The organism is Kitasatospora sp. NPDC097605, assembly GCF_040302725.1.
Lineage (GTDB): Bacteria > Actinomycetota > Actinomycetes > Streptomycetales > Streptomycetaceae > Kitasatospora.
On sequence record NZ_JBEOSF010000068.1, the window covers coordinates 1 to 18,197 of the forward strand.

An 18,197-nucleotide genomic window follows, 5' to 3' on the forward strand; every position below is an offset into this window, starting at 1 on the left:
GGGCTCTCCACCCGCGGGTGGAGAGCCCTCGCGCCGTCCGTTCCACCCGCCGTCCACCCGGGCTACGAGGCCCCGGCGGCGTCCGGTCCGTAGCGTCGGAGAGGTCGTTCAGAGCCTCTTGCCGGACGGAGGGACCCGATGCCTGCCCAGGCGAACGCAGCCCTGGTGGTCGTGGTGACGCTGCTGGTGCTCCGGCGCCAGATGCGCGCCCAGCGCCTGGACACCGAACGCCGCTCCTGGCCGCTGCCGTTGATCCTCGCCGCGGTCGCGCTGCGCGACCCCCAACTGCTCGACCGCCGGGACACCGCCTGGTCCGTCGTCCTGGTCGGCGCCGGGCTGCTCGCGGTGCTCGCCGCGGGCTCCGTCTGGGGATGGACGGTGCGGATCTGGCGGGAGGCGGACGGGGCGCTCTGGAGCCGGGGCACCAGGGCGACGCTGGCCGCCTGGGGTGGGCTGATCGCGATCAGGTTCGGCCTGTTCGGGCTCGGGGAGGCCCTGCACCTGCGCCAGTCGAGCAGCGCGCTGCTGCTCGGCCTGGCCGTCCTGCTGCTGGTCCGCACGACCGTGGTGAACTGGCGGGCGCGGGCCCTGGAACCCCCGGGGCGGGCCGCCGTGCCGTGCTGACCGTCGTCGTGGGCTCACCGGGAGGAACGTGTGGCCGAGTGGTACTGGACCCGTTGGCCGTCCCGCGAGGGGCTGGAGTACGACGCCGAGAGCCGGCCGCGGCGGATCCTCACCGCGCTCGGCCGGGTCGTCGTCCTGCTCAGCGTCTGCTGGGGGACGTTCTCCGGTAGCGGGTACGCCGGCTGGACGGTGGCGGCCGTGGTCGCGGGACTGGGCGTGGCGGTCGCCCTCGCCGCCGGCTATCTGCACGCGAGCTGGAAGCAGCGGGCGGTACACGCGTACCCGCTGGCCGCCGGGGTGTTCGCGGCCGCCTGGCTGGCCAACTGGGGGCACGCCTACCTGCTCGCCGACGTGCTGTGGTACGGGCTGGCGGTGACCTCGGTGATCCGGCTGCCGCCGGGGCCCGCGCTGCTCACGGCCGGCGCCTCGCTCGGCTCGTACGCCGCGGTGAGCTGGGCGAGCCCGCTGAGCATCACGGCGACCGTCGGCGGCCTGCTGCTGCTCGGCTACCTGCTGCGGCTGGACATCGAGGCGCGCGGCACCGCCCGCCGGTTGCTCGACCGGGAACGGGCCGCCCGGGCCGCCGAGGCGGAGAGCGCCGCGCTCGCCGAACGGGCCAGGATCGCCCGGGAGATCCACGACGTGCTGGCCCACAGCCTCTCCGCCCAGCTGGTCCACCTGGAGGCGGCCCGGCTGATGCTGGACTCCGGCACCGACCGGGAGCGGATCCGCGAGCGGGTGGTGGCCGCCCGGCGGATGGCGCAGGACGGGCTGGCCGAGACCCGGCAGGCGCTGTCCGCGCTGCGCGGCGAGTTCACCCCGGTCGGCGAGTACCTGGCGGAGCTGACCGGGTGGGAGCGTGCGGCGTTCGGCGTGGTCGGGACACCGCGTCCGCTGGCCGCCGAGGCGGGGCTCGCGGTCCGGCGCACGGCGCAGGAAGCGCTCACCAATGTGCGCAAACACGCCCCCGGCGCGCGCTGCACGGTCGAACTGCGCTACCTGGCGGACGAGGTGGAGCTGGAGGTGCGGGACCAGCGCGCGGGACGGGCCGAAGCGCCCGGCGACCTGGCGGCCAGCGGCGGCGGGTACGGTCTGCTGGGGATGCGCGAACGCGCGGAACTGCTCGGCGGCACCCTGCTGGCGGGCCCCCACGAGGGAGGATGGCGCGTGCTGCTGCGGGTGCCGGCATGACGGAAGCGGTGGTCACCAGGGTGGTGGTGGCGGACGACCAGACCGTGGTCCGCGAGGGCATCGTGATGCTGCTCGGGCTGCTGCCGGGGATCGAGGTGGTCGGCTCGGCGGCGGACGGCGAGGAGGCCGTCGCCCTGGTCGCCCGGCACCGGCCGGACGTGGTGCTGATGGACCTGCGGATGCCGCGCTGCGACGGGGGCGAGGCGACCCGGCGGATCCGCGCCGGGTACCCGGGGACCGAGGTCGTGGTGCTCACCACCTACGCCGACGACGACTCGCTGTTCCCGGCGCTGCGGGCCGGGGCGCGCGGCTACCTCACCAAGGACGCGGGGGCCGAGGAGATCGCCCGGGCGATCACGGACGTCCGGTCGGGGGCGGCCGGGCTGTCACCGCAGGTGCAGCTGAGGCTGCTGGAGCGGCTGGCGGGGCCCGCCCCGGCCACGGCGGCCGGGACGCGCCCGGACACGGAGGCGGGCGCGGGCGCGGGAACGGGCGCGGGCGCGGCGGGGGAGCTGCCGGACGGGCTGACCACGCGGGAGGCGGAGGTGCTGGGGCTGATCGCGCAGGGGCTCTCCAACACCGAGATCGCCCGGCGGCTGTACGTCAGCCCGGCCACCGTGAAGACCCACATCAACAACCTGTTCGCCAAGACCGGCGTGCGGGACCGGGCGCAGGCGGTCGGGTACGCCTTCCGACACGGGATCACCGGGTCGCCGCAGTAGTCGGATGAGCGTCTGTCGGATCATCGATCACCTCATCGAGTGAACGTATCTGCGTTGGGAGTTTGGGGGGTTCGGGCGCCTCCATCATGGTTCGGGTCACAACCCCCCCGGTCCAGGAGCAGCCGTGCCACAACAGCAGATGAGAAACCCCGAGCCGGGAGGGCAACTGGACTGGTGGGCGCCGGAACCGGCGCCCGTGCCGGTGCTCCCGCCGGTGTCCGTGCCGGTCCCCGCGCCGGCGCCCGCACCGGTGTCGGCGCCCGTGCCGGTGTCGCCCGTACCTGTGGCGCCCGTACCGGTGTCCGGGGCCGTGCCGGGGACGGTGCCGGAGGCGGTGCCCGGGCCCGACAGCAGCACCGAGGTGTACCGCGCCGTCCAGCGGAGCGCGGCCTTCCAGCGGATCCGCCACAGCTACCGGACGTTCGTCTTCCCGGTCACCGGCGTCTTCCTCGGCTGGTACCTGCTCTACGTGGCCGCCCAGACCGCGGCCCCCGCGCTGATGCGCCGACCGGTCGTCGGCCCGGTCAACGTGGCCTGGCTGCTCGGCCTGCTGCAGTTCGCCACCACCTTCCTGCTGGCCTGGCTCTACGCCCGCAACGCCCGCACCAAGCGCGACCGGGCCGCCCTGTCGCTGCGCTGGGACACCCAGGACCAGCTGCGATGAGGGCCGCCACCCCGCCCCCCGTCGCCCCCACCGGGGACCACCACGGCCTGGCCGTGGTGCTCTTCGCCGTCGTCGTCCTGGTCACCCTGGCGATCACCTTCTGGGCCGGCCGCCGCGGCGGCGCCGCCGAGGACTTCTACGCCGGCGGCCGTGACTTCACACCGCTGCAGAACGGCTTCGCGCTCTCCGGCGACTACCTCTCCGCCGCCTCCTTCCTCGGTGTCGCCGGGCTGATCGCGCTCTACGGGTACGACGGCGTGCTCTACAGCATCGGCTTCCTGGTCGCCTGGCTGGTGGTGCTGATGCTGGTCGCCGAACTGGTCCGCAACGCCGGCCGGTACACCCTGGCCGACGTGCTGGCGCTGCGGTTGCGCCGGCGCAAGGTCCGGGCGGCGGCCGGCGGCGCCAGCGTCGTCGTCACGCTGTTCTACCTGGTCGCCCAGATGGTCGGCGCGGGCAGCCTGGTCGCCCTGCTGCTCGGCACCAACAGCGCCCAGGCCCGGACCTGGACCATCGTGGCGGTGGGTGGTCTGATGATCGTCTATGTGACGATCGGCGGGATGCGGGCCACCACCTGGATCCAGATCGTCAAGGCGTTCCTGCTGATCGCCGGCTCGGTGGTGCTGACCGTGCTGCTGGTGGTCCGCTTCCACGGGGACGTCGCCGAGCTGATGCGGCAGGCGGCCCAGCACAGCGGTGCCGGGCAGCGCTACCTGGAGCCCGGACTGAAGTACGGCAAGAGCTTCACCAGCCGGCTGGACTTCTTCAGCCTGGGCCTGGCCCTGGTGCTGGGCACCGCCGGTCTGCCGCACATCCTGTCCCGCTTCTACACCGTGCCCACCGCGCGGGCCGCCCGCCGTTCGACGATGTGGGCGATCGGGCTGGTCGGCGGCTTCTACCTGATGGCCATCGCGCTGGGCCTCGGTGCCACCGCGCTGATCGGCTCGGCCGAGGTCCGGCACGCCAACTCGGCGGGCAACACCGCCGTTCCGCTGCTCGCCCTGGTGCTCGGCGGCGGCAACGGGTCCACCGGCGGGGTGGTGCTGTTCGCGCTGATCTCGGCGATCGCCTTCGCCACCATCCTCGCCGTGGTCGCCGGGCTCACCCTGGCCTCCTCGGCGGCGTTCGCCCACGACATCTGGGCGGGCGCCTGGCGGGGACGGCCGCGCGGTTCACGCGGTGGCAGGGGCGCGCGCGGCGGCAGGGCGGCGCGGGGCGGCCGGGGCGCGCGCGGCCGGCGGTCGGCCGCGGTGCCGGCCTCCCGGCGGGCCCGCGGCCAGACGGACGCCCGGACCGGGCCGGGCGCGGACGACGTGCCGGCCGTCGCCGAGCAGGACGAGGTCCTGGTCGCGCGGATCGCGGCGGTCGGGATCGGCGCGGTGGCGATCGTGCTCAGCCTCTTCGCCCAGCAGCTGAACGTCGCCTTCCTGGTCGGCCTGGCCTTCGCCGTGGCCGCCTCCGCCAACCTGCCGGTGCTGCTCTACAGCCTGTTCTGGCGGCGGTTCACCGCCCGGGGCGCGGTCTGGTCCGTCTACGGCGGGCTGATTCCGGCGGTGGTGCTGGTGATCTTCTCGCCGGTGGTCTCCGGCACCAAGGTGGCGCTGTTCCCCGGGATGGACTTCCACTGGTTCCCGCTGGAGAACCCGGGCATCGTCTCCATCCCGCTGGGCTTCCTGGCCGGCTGGATCGGCACCCTCACCTCGCCCGAGCCGGCCGACCCGGACCGGTACGCCGAGCTGGAGGTCCGCTCGCTGACCGGAGCGGGGGCGGTCTGAGCGGCTGACGGAGCGAACGACCCCCGGCGGGATTCCGCCGGGGGTCGTCGCACGTCACAGCTCCCGGAGGGAGGCGACCTCCATCCGGGACGGGCTGCCCGCCGCCTTGCCGCAGCTCTCCGGGCGGGGCGGCGCACTGACGCCCTCGACCACCTGGACCTCCCAGGACCGGCCGTCCTCGTGCCGGACCTCGACCAGCCAGCGGCCCGCGCCGTCCGGCCGCTGGGCCACGGCGAGCGCGTCGGCCCTGGTCTCGCCGGTGGCCAGCCGCACCGCGTGGTCGGCTGCCTGGCCCGGCCGGTCCCAGCCGGAGCAGCCGCGCGACCACTCCGGCACCATGTGGCCGGACGCCGTCGCCGCCAGCACCTCCTTGGCGGACTCGGCGGTCAGCCGGCCGTAGGTGTAGCCGTACGGCAGCACCAGCATGGTGGGGGAGAACCGGTGTCCGCCCAGGTGGGTCACCTCCCACACCTCGCTGTGCCCGGCGGCGACCAGGTCGGCCGCGAGCGGGCGGCCCAGCAGGGCGCAGCAGCGGTCCCGCCGGCCGTTGGTGCACACCAGGGCGACCGGGCCGCCGATGTGCGGGGTGCCGAGGTCGCCGTGCTCGCCGGCGCCCAGCGCCGCGAAGTCGAGGGCCAGGAGGTCCGCCGGGTCCGCCACCTGGTGGCGGCGCACCCAGCCGCCCCCGGGGGACGGGACGGTGTGCGCCACGATCACCTCGTGCCGCGCCGTCGGCAGGCAGTCCGCATGGCGTCCGGGCCGGCGGATCAGCGCCACCCGCACCCCGGTGCCGGCCGCCGCGCCGTCCAGGGCACGCCCGACCGCCGGGTCCAGATGGCTCTCCCCGAGCGCCTTCGCCCCCCACGGCCCGTTCTGCTCGACCAGCAACCAGGTGGTCGCGGTCGCGGCGGTGGCGGCCAGCGGCTCCGACAGTTCACGCGACAGGGTCGCACAGGTGCTCACCCCGGTAAGGCTACCCTTGCCCCTCACCCGAAGGCCGCCCGTATCCTCGACTCGACCTCGGGGGCCGGCGAGGGCGCGGGAACCGGAGCGGAGTCCGACAGCGGGAGGTCGGCGAACTCCAGGTGGACACTGCGGACGATCCCGGCGAAGACCTCCGAGTACAGTTCCCAGTCCTCGGCACACGGCGTGCTCAGCTCCAGCGAAAGCAACTGGGACTCGTTCGGGAGCGGCAGGTGGACTTGGATGACCGAGGTGGCCAGGGTCTCCCCTCCGACGGGTGTGGAGACCCCGTCGATCACCGCCACCGCCCGCCCGGCGGGCAGTGCCAGCTCGGTCACGGTGGCCTCCGGCCGCGCCCGGGAGAGGCCGTCCCGCAGGCCGTCCACCGCTCGCGCCGGTCCGAGCCCGCCGAGTGGTGACAGGGTGGCGACGACCGAGGCGGTGCTGGGCCGGCCCTCGACGTCCAGCAGGCAGAGCCCCGCGTAGATCGTTCCGGCCTCGGCCATCGACGGGATCAGTCCGGCGAGCAGGGCCGCCCACCCGGCACGCAGGTCGTCGCCCTCCGAGGCCAGTACTTCGCAGACCACCTCCCAGAGTTGCTCGGCGACCTGTTCCTCGGTGCCGAGCACGGGGAGGTCGTGAAAGGCGGGTGGGACGACGAAGCGGATCTGGAGGGTGTCCGTCATGGTGTTCGGGCTTTCGGGAGTCAGGTGGGCCGGTGCCGGGCGGCCGGCGGGTCAGTACGGTTTCCGGAGCCGGTTGCGGGTGTCCAGCCAGCTGGGGGGTGCGGGGACGAGGACGCCGCGCCGGCGGGCCTCGACCAGGAGGTCCAGGTAGGCCGCGGCCTGGGTACGGACCCCGCTCCGGCGCCAGGAGCGCAGTGCCAGCAGCAGCGGTCCGGTGGCGAGGACGGCGACGGCCGCCAGGGCTCCGGCCGCCGCGAACGTCGAGGAGCGTTCCGGCGAGCCGGGGACGAGCGTTGCGCCGATGCCGGCCGTGGTCACGGCCGCCACCACGGTCAGGATGGCGAGGCCCGCCCAGATGCTCCAGCGTCGGACGGCCCGGCGTTGCGCGGTCAGCATCGCCCGCACGGCCCGCCCGTCCAGGAGGTCGATCCGGTGCTGCGCGCCGAGGGCGCGCGCCGCGTGGGCCAGGGCCGGGTTCCCGGTGAGTTCCGCCATGGGAACGACCAGGAGGCCGTCGGCGTCGGACGGCGTCGGCGGCGTGGTGATCGGCGTGGCCATGGCCGAGGTCGCCGTCGACGACGGTGCCGGTGGCGGCGGCGGAAGCGAGGACGGCCGGGGGGCCGGCGCCGGCGCGGGACCGGCAGCGTCGAACCACTCGTCGGGGATCCGGATGTCCAGCCCGGCGCTCCGGGCCCGTGCCAGCAGCGCGGTGTACGTGGTGAAGTGGACGGAGTTCCGCTGCTTCCTCGCCCCCTTCCCGGCACCGACGGCCCAGACCGCGATGCCGGCGGGAACCGCCAGGATCGCCGCCACCAGTACGGCCACCTGCTTCGCCTGGACCGGCGACGCGAGGGAACCGCCGATCACGGCCGCCACCACGATCCCGCCCAGCACGAGCAGCGCGCCGACCTCGGTGTGCCACTCCAGATCGATGCCCCGGCGGGCCTTCAGGTGATCGGTGACCACCTGGCGGGCCACCTCGTCGTCCAGCAGGTTGACCCCGTAGAGCGCCCTGGCCCGTTCCGCCGCTTCGACGGCCTCGGGCACGTGCGCCAGTTGGCTCCCCGAGACGGGGAGGGTGACGTAGAGGTATTCGGGCATGGGACCTCCGTCAGGCGACCGCGGCGAGGAAGGGCGTCGGCGAGGGGCGCGGACCGGGCTGCGGCACCGGGCCGACGTACGGTGGCGGAGCGGAGGGTCCTTCGTCGTCCCGGGTCAGCCGGCGGTACAGCCCGTAGCCGAGGCCGGTGGCCTTGACCGGAATGGTGACCAGGCGCGGATCGACCGGATGGCCCAGCTTGGTCAGGCCGGCGACGATGCCCTTGGTCGTCAGCGGATTGGAGGTCATGCCGAAGAGGCTGCTTCCGGCGGCCTCCACCCGCTCGGACGCCGAGGCACCCTTGCTCGCCTTGATGGGATCGATGAAGTTCTTCAGTGGTGCCCGGGCCAGCTTGTTGACCGCGCCCGAGCCCAGCACCTTGGTGGTTGTGCGCCCTCCGGTGGCGAAGCCCCGGACCGCGCCGACACCCGGGATCACCCCGAGCGAGTCGAGGCCGATGTCCGTCCACGACACGTCCTTACCACGGGACTTGCCGACGCTGTGCCCGATCAGCGCGCCGGCGCTGGTGAGCACCGCGGCGCCTCCCAACACGACTCCGCCGACCTGGCCGATGACGGGGACCCAGGAGATCGCCAGGGCGGCGATCGCCAGGCCGGCCGAGATCTTGGAGAGCAGGTCGGCGTGGTCCACCAGGAAGTCGATGGAGTTCTGCCAGGCGTGCTGCAAGCCGTTCAACAGACGCTTGAACACGTTGGGATCCGGCGGGTGGTTCTTCGACGCTTCCTGGACGGCGCGGGCGGCGGTCTCTGCCTTCTGACGGTGGTCGTCGAGCTGTGTGCGGGCGCGGGCGATCACCTCGTCGAGCTGCTGGTGGCCACGGAGGCTGGCCTCGCGGGCGGCGTCGAACCGGGCCTGGGTGCGCTCCAGGACGTCGGCGGCCGGGGGTCGGGCACCCGGTACGGCGAAGGCGTCCAGGGAGCGGCCGAGGTCGGCGGCCTGCTTGTCCTGCCATTCCAGGCGGTGGCGCAGCTCGGCGGCCTCGGTCTCCATGCCCCGGCCGGCCGTGACCATGGCGGAGAGCTGGGTGTGCCAGGTCTTCAGGGCCAGGGAACACGCGGCCATCGACTTGTGGCCCTTGTCCAGGTACTTCGGTAGCTCGTCCAGTTTCTTGGCGAACTCGCGGGCGGCTTCGCCCTCCCAGGCGCCGCCGGTGGTGCCGATGCCGGCGAGGGCGCTGCGGAGTTCCTCCAGCTCGCGGGCCACCCCGTCGACGTCGGTGTACATCTGGGCGATCGCACCGAGATCGCCGGGGGCCGGGCAGAAGCCGAGGCCCGGCCAGTTCTGGTCGCTCATGGCGGTTGCTCCCCCGTCGGTGGCGCGTCAGGTGGCGCCGAATCCCTTGGCGACCCCCTGCTCGTGGTCTCCGTAGTTCTTGAGCGTGGCATCGAGGCCGTCGTGCAGGCCGGAGGCCAGCTTGGCCATCCGGCCGATGCCGCCGTGCCACTCGTCCTCGAACTGCTTGCAGGCCGAGTCGAGTCGCGCGGTGCCCATCTGCCGGCCCTTGCCCAGGTTCTCCAGCCGCTTGGCGACTGAGCTCATGCGATTGCCGCATTCGCCGAGCTGGGTGGAGACCGTGCGCATGCGGGCCAGGTCGATCCGGAAGTCGTCGGGCAACGGCCTGTCTCCCCTCGGGGCGGTCGTGGGTGGGCGCTCCTGGTGCGAACCTAGCTCAGTGGGGGCGAACGGTCGTGCGGTTCGGGGAAGTTGAGGGGACGTTCCGGTTGGGGGAACGCCGCAGGGCGCCGACGGGGGTCGGCGCCCTGCGGGGGGAGTGGGGGTCAGGCGGGGCCGGCGATGGTGGCGATGGGGGTGGTGACGGGGGTGCCGGAGCCGTCGCGGCGGGGGTCGCGGTCGGGGAGGTCGACCGGGGCGCCCTTGGCGTTGGCGGCGCGGGCGGGAGCCGGGCCGGCCCAGGCGAAGGAGAGGGCGTCCTCGCCGCGCAGGAAGCGCTGGCAGCGGACGCCGCCGGTGGCGCGGCCCTTGCGCGGGTACTGCTCGAAGGGGGTGACCTTCCAGGAGGACTGGGCCTCGCCGGTCAGGGTGCCGGAGGCGCCGGCCACCGAGACCACCACCGCGTCGGCGGCCGGGTCGACGGCGGTGAAGGAGAGCACCCGGGCGCCGTCCGCGAGCTTGATGCCGGCCATGCCGCCGGCCGGGCGGCCCTGCGGGCGGACCTGTCCGGCGGGGTAGCGCAGCAGCTGGGCGTCGGAGGTGATGAAGACGAGGTCCTCCTCGCCGGTGCGCAGCTCGACCGCGCCGATCACCTCGTCGCCGTCCTTGAGCGCGATCACCTCGAACTCGTCCTTGTTGGCGGGCCATTCGGGGACCACCCGCTTGACCACGCCCTGCACGGTGCCGAGCGCCAGGCCGGGGGAGGACTCGTCCAGGGTGGTCAGCGCGAGGACCCGCTCGTCGGCCTCCAGGCGGAGGAACTCGGTGACGGCGGCGCCGCCGGCCAGCGTCGGCGAGGGGGTCGGCGGCAGCGCCGGCAGGTCGATGACCGGCAGGCGCAGGACCCGGCCGGCCGAGGTGACCACGCCGACGTCGGCGCGGGCGGTGGTCGGCACCGCGGAGACGATCACATCGTGCTTGGCGCGCTTCTCGGAGAGTTCGAACGGCTCGCCGTCGGCGGTGCGGGCGAGCAGGCCGGTGGAGGAGAGCAGCACCCGGCACGGGTCGTCGGCGACCTCCAGCGGCACGGTCAGCGAGGCGGCCGGGGCGGCCCCGGCCTCCAGCAGGACGGTGCGCCGCTCGGTGCCGAACTGCTTGGCGACGGCTCCGAGTTCGCCGGAGACCACGCTGCGCAGCTTGGTGTCCGACTCCAGGATCTCGGTCAGGTCGGCGATCTCGGAGGTCAGCTTGGCCTGCTCCTGCTCCAGCTCGACCCGGTCGAAGCGGGTGAGCCGGCGCAGCGGGGTGTCGAGGATGTAGGCGGTCTGCGTCTCGGACAGCGAGAAGCGCTCCATCAGGCGCTCCTTGGCCTGGGCGGCGTTGTCGCTGGACCGGATGATCGCGATGACCTCGTCGATGTCGACCAGGGCGACCAGCAGGCCCTCGACCAGGTGCAGCCGCTCCTGGCGCTTGCGGCGGCGGAAGTCGCTGCGCCGGCGGACCACCTCGAAGCGGTGGTCGACGTAGACCTCCAGCAGCTCCTTGAGGCCGAGGGTGAGCGGCTGGCCGTCGACCAGCGCCACATTGTTGATGCCGAAGGTCTCCTCCATCGGCGTCAGCTTGTAGAGCTGCTCCAGCAGGGCCTCGGGCACGAAGCCGTTCTTGACCTCGATGACCAGGCGCAGGCCGTGCTCGCGGTCGGTGAGGTCCTTGACGTCCGCGATGCCCTGGAGCTTCTTGGCGTTGACCAGGTCCTTGATCTTGGAGATGACCTTCTCCGGGCCGACGTTGTACGGCAGCTCGGTGACCACGATGCCCTTGCGGCGGGCGGTGACCGCCTCGATGGTCGTGGTGGCGCGGATCTTGAAGGTGCCGCGGCCGGACTCGTAGGCGTCCCGGATGCCGGAGAGGCCGACGATCCGTCCGCCGGTGGGCAGGTCCGGGCCGGGGACGAACCGCATCAGGGTGTCGAGGTCGGCGTTCGGGTGCTTGATCAGGTGCCGGGCGGCGGCGACGACCTCGGAGAGGTTGTGCGGCGGCATGTTGGTGGCCATGCCGACGGCGATGCCGGTGGCACCGTTGACCAGCAGGTTGGGGAAGGCGGCCGGGAGTGCGAGCGGCTCCTGCTCGCTGCCGTCGTAGTTGGGCCCGAAGTCGACGGTCTCCTCGTGGATCGACTCGACCAGGGCCATCGAGGCGGCGGTGAGCCGGGACTCGGTGTAGCGCATCGCGGCCGGCGGGTCGTCGTTGCCGAGCGAGCCGAAGTTGCCGTGGCCGTCGATCAGCGGCAGCCGCATCGAGAACGGCTGGGCCATCCGGACGACCGAGTCGTAGATGGAGGCGTCGCCGTGCGGGTGCAGCCGGCCCATCACCTCGCCGACCAGGCGGGCGCACTTGACGTGGCCGCGCTCCGGGCGCAGGCCCATCTCGTTGGCCTGGTAGAGGATGCGGCGGTGCACCGGCTTGAGGCCGTCCCGGGCGTCCGGGAGGGCCCGGGAGTAGATGACCGAGTAGGCGTACTCGAGGAACGAGCCCTGCATCTCGTCCACGACGTCGACGTCGAGGATGCGCTCCTCGAAGTCTCCGGGGGGCGGGGTCTGCGAACTGCGGCGGGCCATCGCGGCGGGGCTCCCTTACGTCTCGCTTGCGTCTCGTCCACGTCTCGTCGGCGCGGTTTCGCCGGGGCTGTCGGCGGTTCTGTCAACAGGGCTCGGCGCCCCCATTGTGGACCCTCCGGCCGACAGCCCCGGCCAGCGCCCCTCTTCCGCCCCTGGCGAACGCCCTGTCCGCGCGGACACATCCACGGTGTTCGCGCGTTGCACCACAATGGGGGACGCCACACGAACCCCGACTTCGACGACGGGAAGGACCCGAGCGCATGGCCAACCCGGCCCCCGCCTCCCAGCGAGGCATCGCCATCACCGAGCACCGCCTGGCCAACGGCCTGCGCGTCGTCCTCTCCGAGGACCACCTGACCCCGGTGGCCGCGGTCTGCCTCTGGTACGACGTGGGCTCCCGGCACGAGGTGAAGGGCCGCACCGGGCTGGCCCACCTGTTCGAGCACCTGATGTTCCAGGGCTCCGCCAACGTCTCCAACAACGGGCACTTCGAGCTCGTCCAGGGCGCCGGCGGTTCGCTCAACGGCACCACCAGCTTCGAGCGCACCAACTACTTCGAGACCATGCCGGCCCACCAGTTGGAGCTCGCGCTCTGGCTGGAGGCGGACCGGATGGGCTCGCTGCTGGCGGCCCTCGACGAGACGTCGATGGAGAACCAGCGCGACGTGGTGAAGAACGAGCGCCGCCAGCGGTACGACAACGTGCCCTACGGCACCGCGTTCGAGAAGCTGACCGCGCTGTCCTTCCCGGACGGCCACCCGTACCACCACACCCCGATCGGCTCGATGGCCGACCTGGACGCGGCCACCCTGGAGGACGCCCGGGCGTTCTTCCGCACCTACTACGCGCCGAACAACGCGGTGCTCTCGGTGGTCGGCGACATCGACCCGGAGCAGACCATCGCCTGGGTGGAGAAGTACTTCGGCAGCATCCCCGCGCACGACGGCAAGCAGCCGCCGCGCGACGGCAGCCTGCCGGAGTCGATCGGCCGCGAGCTGCGCGAGCTGATCCGCGAGGACGTGCCGTCCCGCGCGCTGATGGCCGCCTACCGGCTGCCGCACGACGGCACCCGCGAGGCGGACGCCGCCGACCTGGCGCTGACCATCCTCGGCAGCGGCGAGTCGAGCCGGCTGTACAACCGGCTGGTCCGCCGGGACCGCACCGCCGTCGCGGCCGGCTTCGGCCTGCTGCGGCTGTCCGGCGCGCCGAGCCTGGGCTGGCTGGACGTCAAGACCTCGGGCGACGCCACCGTCGAGCAGATCGAGACGGCCGTCGACGAGGAGCTGGCCCGGTTCGCCGCCGAGGGCCCGACCCCGGCCGAGCTGGAGCGCGCCCAGGCGCAGATCGAGCGCGAGTGGCTGGACCGGCTCACCACGGTGGCCGGCCGCGCCGACGAACTCTGCCGCTACGCCGTGCTGTTCGGCGACCCGAAGCTGCTGAACGACGCCCTGCCCAAGGTCCTCGACGTCACCGCCGAGGAGGTGCGGGAGATCGCCGCGGCGCGGCTGCACCCGCAGAACCGGGCGGTGCTGGTGTACGAGCCGACCCCGGCCGAGGACACCGCCGACGACACCGCTGCCACCGCCGAGACCGACGAGGAGGGCGCCGCCGTATGAGCACCGAGTACGTCCCCGCCATGACCTTCCACCCCCAGCCCCAGCCCGGCACCCCCAGCCCGTGGGCGTTCCCGGCGCCGGAGCGTGCCGCGCTCGGCAACGGCATCACGGTGCTGCACTGCCACCGTCCCGGCCAGCAGCTGGTGGCCGTCGACGTGCTGCTGGACGCGCCGCTCGCGGCCGAGCCGGAGGGTGCGGACGGCGTCGCCTCGATCCTGGCCCGGGCGTTCAGTGAGGGCACCGACACGCTGACCGCCGAGGAGTTCGCGGCCGAGCTGGAGCGGGCCGGCGCGACCCTGGACGCGCACGCGGACCACCCGTGCATCCGGGTCTCGCTGGAGGTCCCGGCCTCCCGGCTGGCCCGCGGCCTGGACCTGCTGGCCGCCGCGCTGGGCAGCCCGGCGCTGCCGGAGGACGAGATCGAGCGGCTGGTCGCCAACCGGCTGGACGAGATCGTGCACGAGCAGGCCAACCCGGCCCGGCGGGCCGCCAAGGCGCTGTACGCCGAGCTGTTCGACGGCGCCGACCGGCTGTCGCGTCCGCGCGCCGGCACGGCCGAGACGGTCAAGACGATCGACCGGGCCGCCGTCCGGGCGTTCTACGAGGCGCACGTGCGGCCCGCCACCACCACCGTGGTGGTGGTCGGCGACCTCACCGGTACCGACCTGACGGGCCTGCTGGAGTCCACCCTGGGTGCCTGGAAGGGCTCCCCGGCCGAGCCGGGCTCGCACGCTCCGGTGACCGCCGACGACACCGGCCGGGTGATCATCGTGGACCGGCCCGGGTCGGTGCAGACCCAGCTGCTGATCGGCCGGATCGGGCCGGACCGGCACGACCCGAGCTGGGCCGCGCAGATCCTCGGCACCTACTGCCTGGGCGGCACCCTCACCTCCCGGCTGGACCGGGTGCTGCGCGAGGAGAAGGGCTACACGTACGGCGTGCGGGCCTTCGCCCAGCCGCTGCGCTCGGCCGCCGACGGCAGCGGGCGCGCCCTGCTGGCGATCAGCGGCTCGGTGGACACCGCCTCCACCGCCCCGGCGCTGGCCGACACCTGGACCATCCTGCGCACGCTGGCCGCCGAGGGGCTCACCGACGCGGAGCGCGCCGAGGCGGTGCAGTTCCTGGTCGGCGTGGCGCCGCTGAAGTACGAGACGGCGGGCTCGGTGGCCGGCACCCTGGCCGACCAGGTGGAGCAGCACCTGGCCGACGACTTCCAGGCCGAGGTCTACCGGCAGCTGGCCGAGCTGCCGACCGCCGCCGCCACCGCGGCCGTGGTCAACGCCTTCCCGCCGGACCGGCTGGTCACCGTGCTGGTCGGCGACGCCGCGGCGTTCGCGGACGGGGTGCGGGAGCTGGGCATCGGCGAGGTGACCGTGATCAGCGCCTGATCCGCAGGCCTCCGGGGGCCCGGCGGAGCGTTCCGACGCTCCGCCGGGCCCCTCCGCGTTCGCGCGTTAATTCCCTTGCGGCGGCTGCGCCGTGCGTGGGTAGATAGCCCCCGGCACCGGTACACACGGACGGAGAGGAGGCGGTCACCATGCGGGTCGAGCCATGTCAGCGGCGCTCCCCGAGACTGTCCTCCCGATGCCCCTTGGCCGCCTGAGCGCCGCCAACCCCTGACATCCCCGCGTCGCGCCGGGTCCCTTCGCGCGGCATCCCCCGGGGCGCGCACCCCGCCTAGGCTTGAACCATCCGACCTTGGAGGTCGTTGAACCATGTCGTACACCGAGGTACCCGGCGTCCGGGTTCCGATCCGGATGTGGACCGACCCGGCCACCGTCGAGGGCCAGGCGATGCAGCAGCTGCGCAACATCAGCTCGCTGCCCTGGCTGCACGGGCTCGCCGTGATGCCCGACGTCCACCTGGGCAAGGGGGCGACGGTGGGTTCGGTGATCGCCATGCGCGGCGCCGTCTGCCCGGCGGCGGTCGGCGTGGACATCGGCTGCGGGATGAGCGCGGTGAAGACCTCGCTCACCGCGAAGGACCTGCCGGACGACCTGTCCCGGCTGCGCTCGCGGATCGAGCAGACCATCCCGGTCGGCCGCGGCCTGCACCGCGACCCGGTCGACCCGGGGAAGGTGCACGGTGTCCCGACCGGCGGCTGGGACGACTTCTGGCAGGGGTTCGACGCGGTCGCGCCGGAGGTGAAGTGGCGCCGCGAGCGGGCGGCCCAGCAGATGGCGACGCTCGGCGGCGGCAACCACTTCATCGAGGTGTGCGTCGACGACACCGGCGCGGTCTGGCTGATGCTGCACTCCGGCTCGCGCAACATCGGCAAGGAACTGGCGGAGCACCACATGGGCGTGGCCCAGTCGCTGCCGCACAACCAGGGCCTGATCGACCGTGACCTCGCGGTGTTCGTCGCGGACACCCCGCAGATGGCCGCGTACCGACAGGACCTCTTCTGGGCGCAGGAGTACGCCAAGCGCAACCGGGCGCTGATGATGGCGCTGTTCCAGGACGTGGTCCGGCGCGAGTTCCCGCGGGCGAAGGTCGCCTTCGACGAGGTGATCAGCTGCCACCACAACTACGTCTCGGAGGAGCGCTACGACGGGGTCGACCTGCTGGTCACCCGGAAGGGCGCGATCCGGGCCGGGAGCGGCGACTACGGGATCATCCCGGGGTCGATGGGCACCGGGTCGTACATCGTGCGCGGGCTGGGCAACGAGGCGTCGTTCAACTCGGCCTCGCACGGCGCCGGCCGGAAGATGAGCCGCAACGCCGCGAAGAAGCGGTTCACCACGCAGGACCTGGCCGAGCAGACCAAGGGCGTGGAGTGCCGCAAGGACGCGGGGGTGGTGGACGAGATCCCCGGCGCCTACAAGCCGATCGAGAAGGTGATCGAGCAGCAGCGGGACCTGGTCGAGGTCGTGGCGCACCTGAAGCAGGTGGTCTGCGTCAAGGGCTGAGGCCCCGCTGCCCTTCCCCGCACCGAAGCCCCCGGCCGTCCGGCCGGGGGCTTCGGCGTGCCGGGGCCCGGCTCAGGGCCGGTCGCGCTTGGGGTTGAGCCGCCGGTAGCCGGGGTGCACCCCGGCGGTGAGGTGCTGGGCCTCGGCGACCCGGCGCAGCAGGTCGGACAGGGCGATACGTTCCTGCGGATCGAGGCCCGCGCAGATGGACTCCTCGTGGGCGAGCGCCGCCTCGGCCAGCCCGCGCATCGCCTCCTCGCCCTTGGGCGCGAGGTAGAGGTCCTGGAACCGGCGGTCCTTGGGGTTGCGCCGGCGTTCGACCAGCCCGCGCGCCTCGATGGCGTCGATGAAGGCCACGAACCGGCTGGGGGACATGCCGAGCCGGCGGGCGAGCTCCTGCTGGTGCTGGCCGGGATCCAGGGCGACCGACCGGAGCAGGCCGGCCTGGGCCGGGGTGAGGTCCAGCTCGGCGACCCTCCGGGCGAAGGCCTGGCTCGCGTGTTCGCCCAACTGGGAGAGGAGGAAGGCGACCTGGGCTCCCTGCGGGCCCGTGTGCGGGATCGGGGCGGGGTCGGGAGATTCGGTCATGAAAACACGATAGCAGTGGACAATGATGTCCCGGAGTGAACTATTCTGGACGTGGAACTACCGGCGTCGGTGTCGATCCGTCCGACGTCGGCCCCGGCCCTAACGTCCCGTTCTCGACTGGAGCGCCCCATGACCACGACATCAGCGGTGCCGGCCGCCTCCGCCCGGCGCCAGCAGTCAGGCCCCCCCTTGCTGCTGCCCGCCGTGGCGTTCGCGGCACTGATGGTGGTGTCCATCGTGCTGGCCCGGCAGACCCCGCTGCCCACCGATTCGGCGGCCGACACGCTCGCCTACTACAAGGACCACGCGACCGCCGCGAAGGTCGCCGGGACGCTGCAGTTCGGCGCCTCGCTCCCGCTCGCGGTCTGGGCCGCCATCGTCTACCAGCGGCTGCGCCGGCTCGGCGTGGTCGCGCCCGGTCCCGGCATCGCGCTGGTCTCCGGGGTGCTGTCCTCCGCGGCGATGGCGCTGTGCGGGCTCACCGTCTGGGCCGCCTCCCGGTCCGGGGAGCTCGGTGACGCGCCGCTGGCCCGCTCGCTGGCGGACCTGACCTTCGCCTCCGGCGGCCCCGGCCACGTCGTCCCGTTCGCGGTGATGCTGGCCGGCGTCGCGGTGCCGATGCTGCTGCTCGGCTTCGGGCCGAAGGGCTTCGCCTGGGCCGGTCTGGTGCTCGCCGGGATCGGGGTACTCGGCACCCTGGCGCTGCTCTCCACCAGCCTCGGGTTCTTCCTGCCGATCGCCCGCTTCGGTGGTCTGATCTGGCTGATCGCGGCCAGCGTGATCCTGCCGAAGCAGCGTCCGCGCCGCACCGTCGCCTACGAGTCGGAGGCGGAGGCGGCCTGAGGCCGACCGTGTGACTGCTCCGGTGCGGTGACGGCCCGGCCCCCCGTTGGTGGTGCTCCGGGGTGGGCCGTCCCGGCCGGGGGAGGGCGACGGGGCGCGGCGCCGGGAGGCGCGGCGGACCGGTCGCGACCGAGCGGGCCGAGGGGCTCGTGAGGAAAAGGGAAAGGCGGCGCGGCGGTGTCCTGGCAGAACGCCTACCAGCCCAAGGACAAGCCCAAGCTGGCGCTGACCATCAACAACTCCTCCGGCACCACCTGCCGGCTGGAC

At 73.6% G+C, this 18,197-nt stretch carries 16 protein-coding genes; 9 read left to right on the forward strand and 7 right to left on the reverse strand.

Going from position 1 to position 18,197, the window contains the following annotated elements; translation table 11 throughout:
• Positions 1-138: 138 nt before the first annotated feature.
• The 5 genes from ABTX81_RS38890 to ABTX81_RS38910 all read left to right on the forward strand — a co-directional run bounded on the left by ABTX81_RS38890 (position 139) and on the right by ABTX81_RS38910 (position 4,976).
• Entirely contained in the window at positions 139-624 is a 486-nt protein-coding gene (locus tag ABTX81_RS38890; RefSeq protein ID WP_350555562.1) for a DUF1453 domain-containing protein, read from the forward strand.
• Between the two features lie 30 nt (positions 625-654).
• A complete protein-coding gene (locus tag ABTX81_RS38895) occupies positions 655-1,815 on the forward strand; it encodes a sensor histidine kinase (RefSeq protein WP_350555564.1) in 1,161 nt (386 codons plus the stop codon).
• Positions 1,812-2,537, forward strand: coding sequence for a response regulator (locus ABTX81_RS38900; RefSeq protein ID WP_350555566.1), 726 nt, complete (start codon positions 1,812-1,814; stop codon positions 2,535-2,537). Before ABTX81_RS38895 ends, ABTX81_RS38900 begins: the two co-directional genes overlap by 4 nt.
• A gap of 334 nt (positions 2,538-2,871) precedes the next feature.
• On the forward strand, positions 2,872-3,201 hold the full coding sequence (locus ABTX81_RS38905; protein WP_502892961.1) for a DUF485 domain-containing protein: 330 nt from the start codon (positions 2,872-2,874) through the stop codon (positions 3,199-3,201).
• A complete protein-coding gene (locus ABTX81_RS38910) occupies positions 3,198-4,976 on the forward strand; it encodes a solute symporter family protein (protein WP_350555570.1) in 1,779 nt (592 codons plus the stop codon). Before ABTX81_RS38905 ends, ABTX81_RS38910 begins: the two co-directional genes overlap by 4 nt.
• A 54-nt stretch (positions 4,977-5,030) precedes the next feature.
• Here the strand turns inward: ABTX81_RS38910 and ABTX81_RS38915 are convergent, their stop codons facing one another.
• From ABTX81_RS38915 to ABTX81_RS38940, 6 genes are all read right to left on the reverse strand, one after another.
• On the reverse strand, positions 5,031-5,939 hold the full coding sequence (locus ABTX81_RS38915; protein WP_350555572.1) for a ferredoxin family protein: 909 nt from the start codon (positions 5,937-5,939) through the stop codon (positions 5,031-5,033).
• A gap of 23 nt (positions 5,940-5,962) precedes the next feature.
• Complete coding sequence (locus tag ABTX81_RS38920) at positions 5,963-6,625, reverse strand: hypothetical protein (RefSeq protein WP_350555574.1); 663 nt, start codon at positions 6,623-6,625, stop codon at positions 5,963-5,965.
• Between the two features lie 51 nt (positions 6,626-6,676).
• The gene (locus tag ABTX81_RS38925; RefSeq protein ID WP_350555576.1) at positions 6,677-7,726 is read right to left on the reverse strand and encodes a hypothetical protein; all 1,050 of its coding nucleotides are present in this window, start codon (positions 7,724-7,726) and stop codon (positions 6,677-6,679) included.
• A gap of 10 nt (positions 7,727-7,736) precedes the next feature.
• A complete protein-coding gene (locus ABTX81_RS38930; protein ID WP_350555578.1) occupies positions 7,737-9,038 on the reverse strand; it encodes a hypothetical protein in 1,302 nt (433 codons plus the stop codon).
• Positions 9,039-9,065: 27 nt separating this feature from the next.
• A complete protein-coding gene (locus ABTX81_RS38935) occupies positions 9,066-9,359 on the reverse strand; it encodes a hypothetical protein (protein ID WP_350555580.1) in 294 nt (97 codons plus the stop codon).
• 164 nt (positions 9,360-9,523) lie between these two features.
• Positions 9,524-11,974: a DNA gyrase/topoisomerase IV subunit A gene (locus ABTX81_RS38940; RefSeq protein ID WP_350555582.1), complete on the reverse strand. Its 2,451-nt coding sequence runs from the start codon at positions 11,972-11,974 to the stop codon at positions 9,524-9,526.
• A gap of 260 nt (positions 11,975-12,234) precedes the next feature.
• Between ABTX81_RS38940 and ABTX81_RS38945 the strand changes: the two genes are divergently transcribed.
• The 3 genes from ABTX81_RS38945 (at position 12,235) to ABTX81_RS38955 (ending at position 16,499) form a co-directional block, all read left to right on the forward strand.
• A complete protein-coding gene (locus ABTX81_RS38945) occupies positions 12,235-13,590 on the forward strand; it encodes a M16 family metallopeptidase (protein WP_350555584.1) in 1,356 nt (451 codons plus the stop codon).
• A gap of 20 nt (positions 13,591-13,610) precedes the next feature.
• A complete protein-coding gene (locus ABTX81_RS38950; protein WP_350555592.1) occupies positions 13,611-14,978 on the forward strand; it encodes a M16 family metallopeptidase in 1,368 nt (455 codons plus the stop codon).
• Between the two features lie 327 nt (positions 14,979-15,305).
• Positions 15,306-16,499: an RtcB family protein gene (locus tag ABTX81_RS38955; RefSeq protein ID WP_350555586.1), complete on the forward strand. Its 1,194-nt coding sequence runs from the start codon at positions 15,306-15,308 to the stop codon at positions 16,497-16,499.
• A 72-nt stretch (positions 16,500-16,571) separates the two neighbouring features.
• Here ABTX81_RS38955 and ABTX81_RS38960 read toward each other — a convergent pair whose 3' ends face one another.
• A complete protein-coding gene (locus ABTX81_RS38960) occupies positions 16,572-17,087 on the reverse strand; it encodes a MarR family winged helix-turn-helix transcriptional regulator (protein ID WP_350555588.1) in 516 nt (171 codons plus the stop codon).
• A gap of 129 nt (positions 17,088-17,216) precedes the next feature.
• Here ABTX81_RS38960 and ABTX81_RS38965 point away from each other — a divergent pair, with 129 nt between their 5' ends.
• Positions 17,217-17,930, forward strand: coding sequence for a DUF4386 domain-containing protein (locus ABTX81_RS38965; protein ID WP_350555590.1), 714 nt, complete (start codon positions 17,217-17,219; stop codon positions 17,928-17,930).
• Positions 17,931-18,197: the final 267 nt, after the last annotated feature.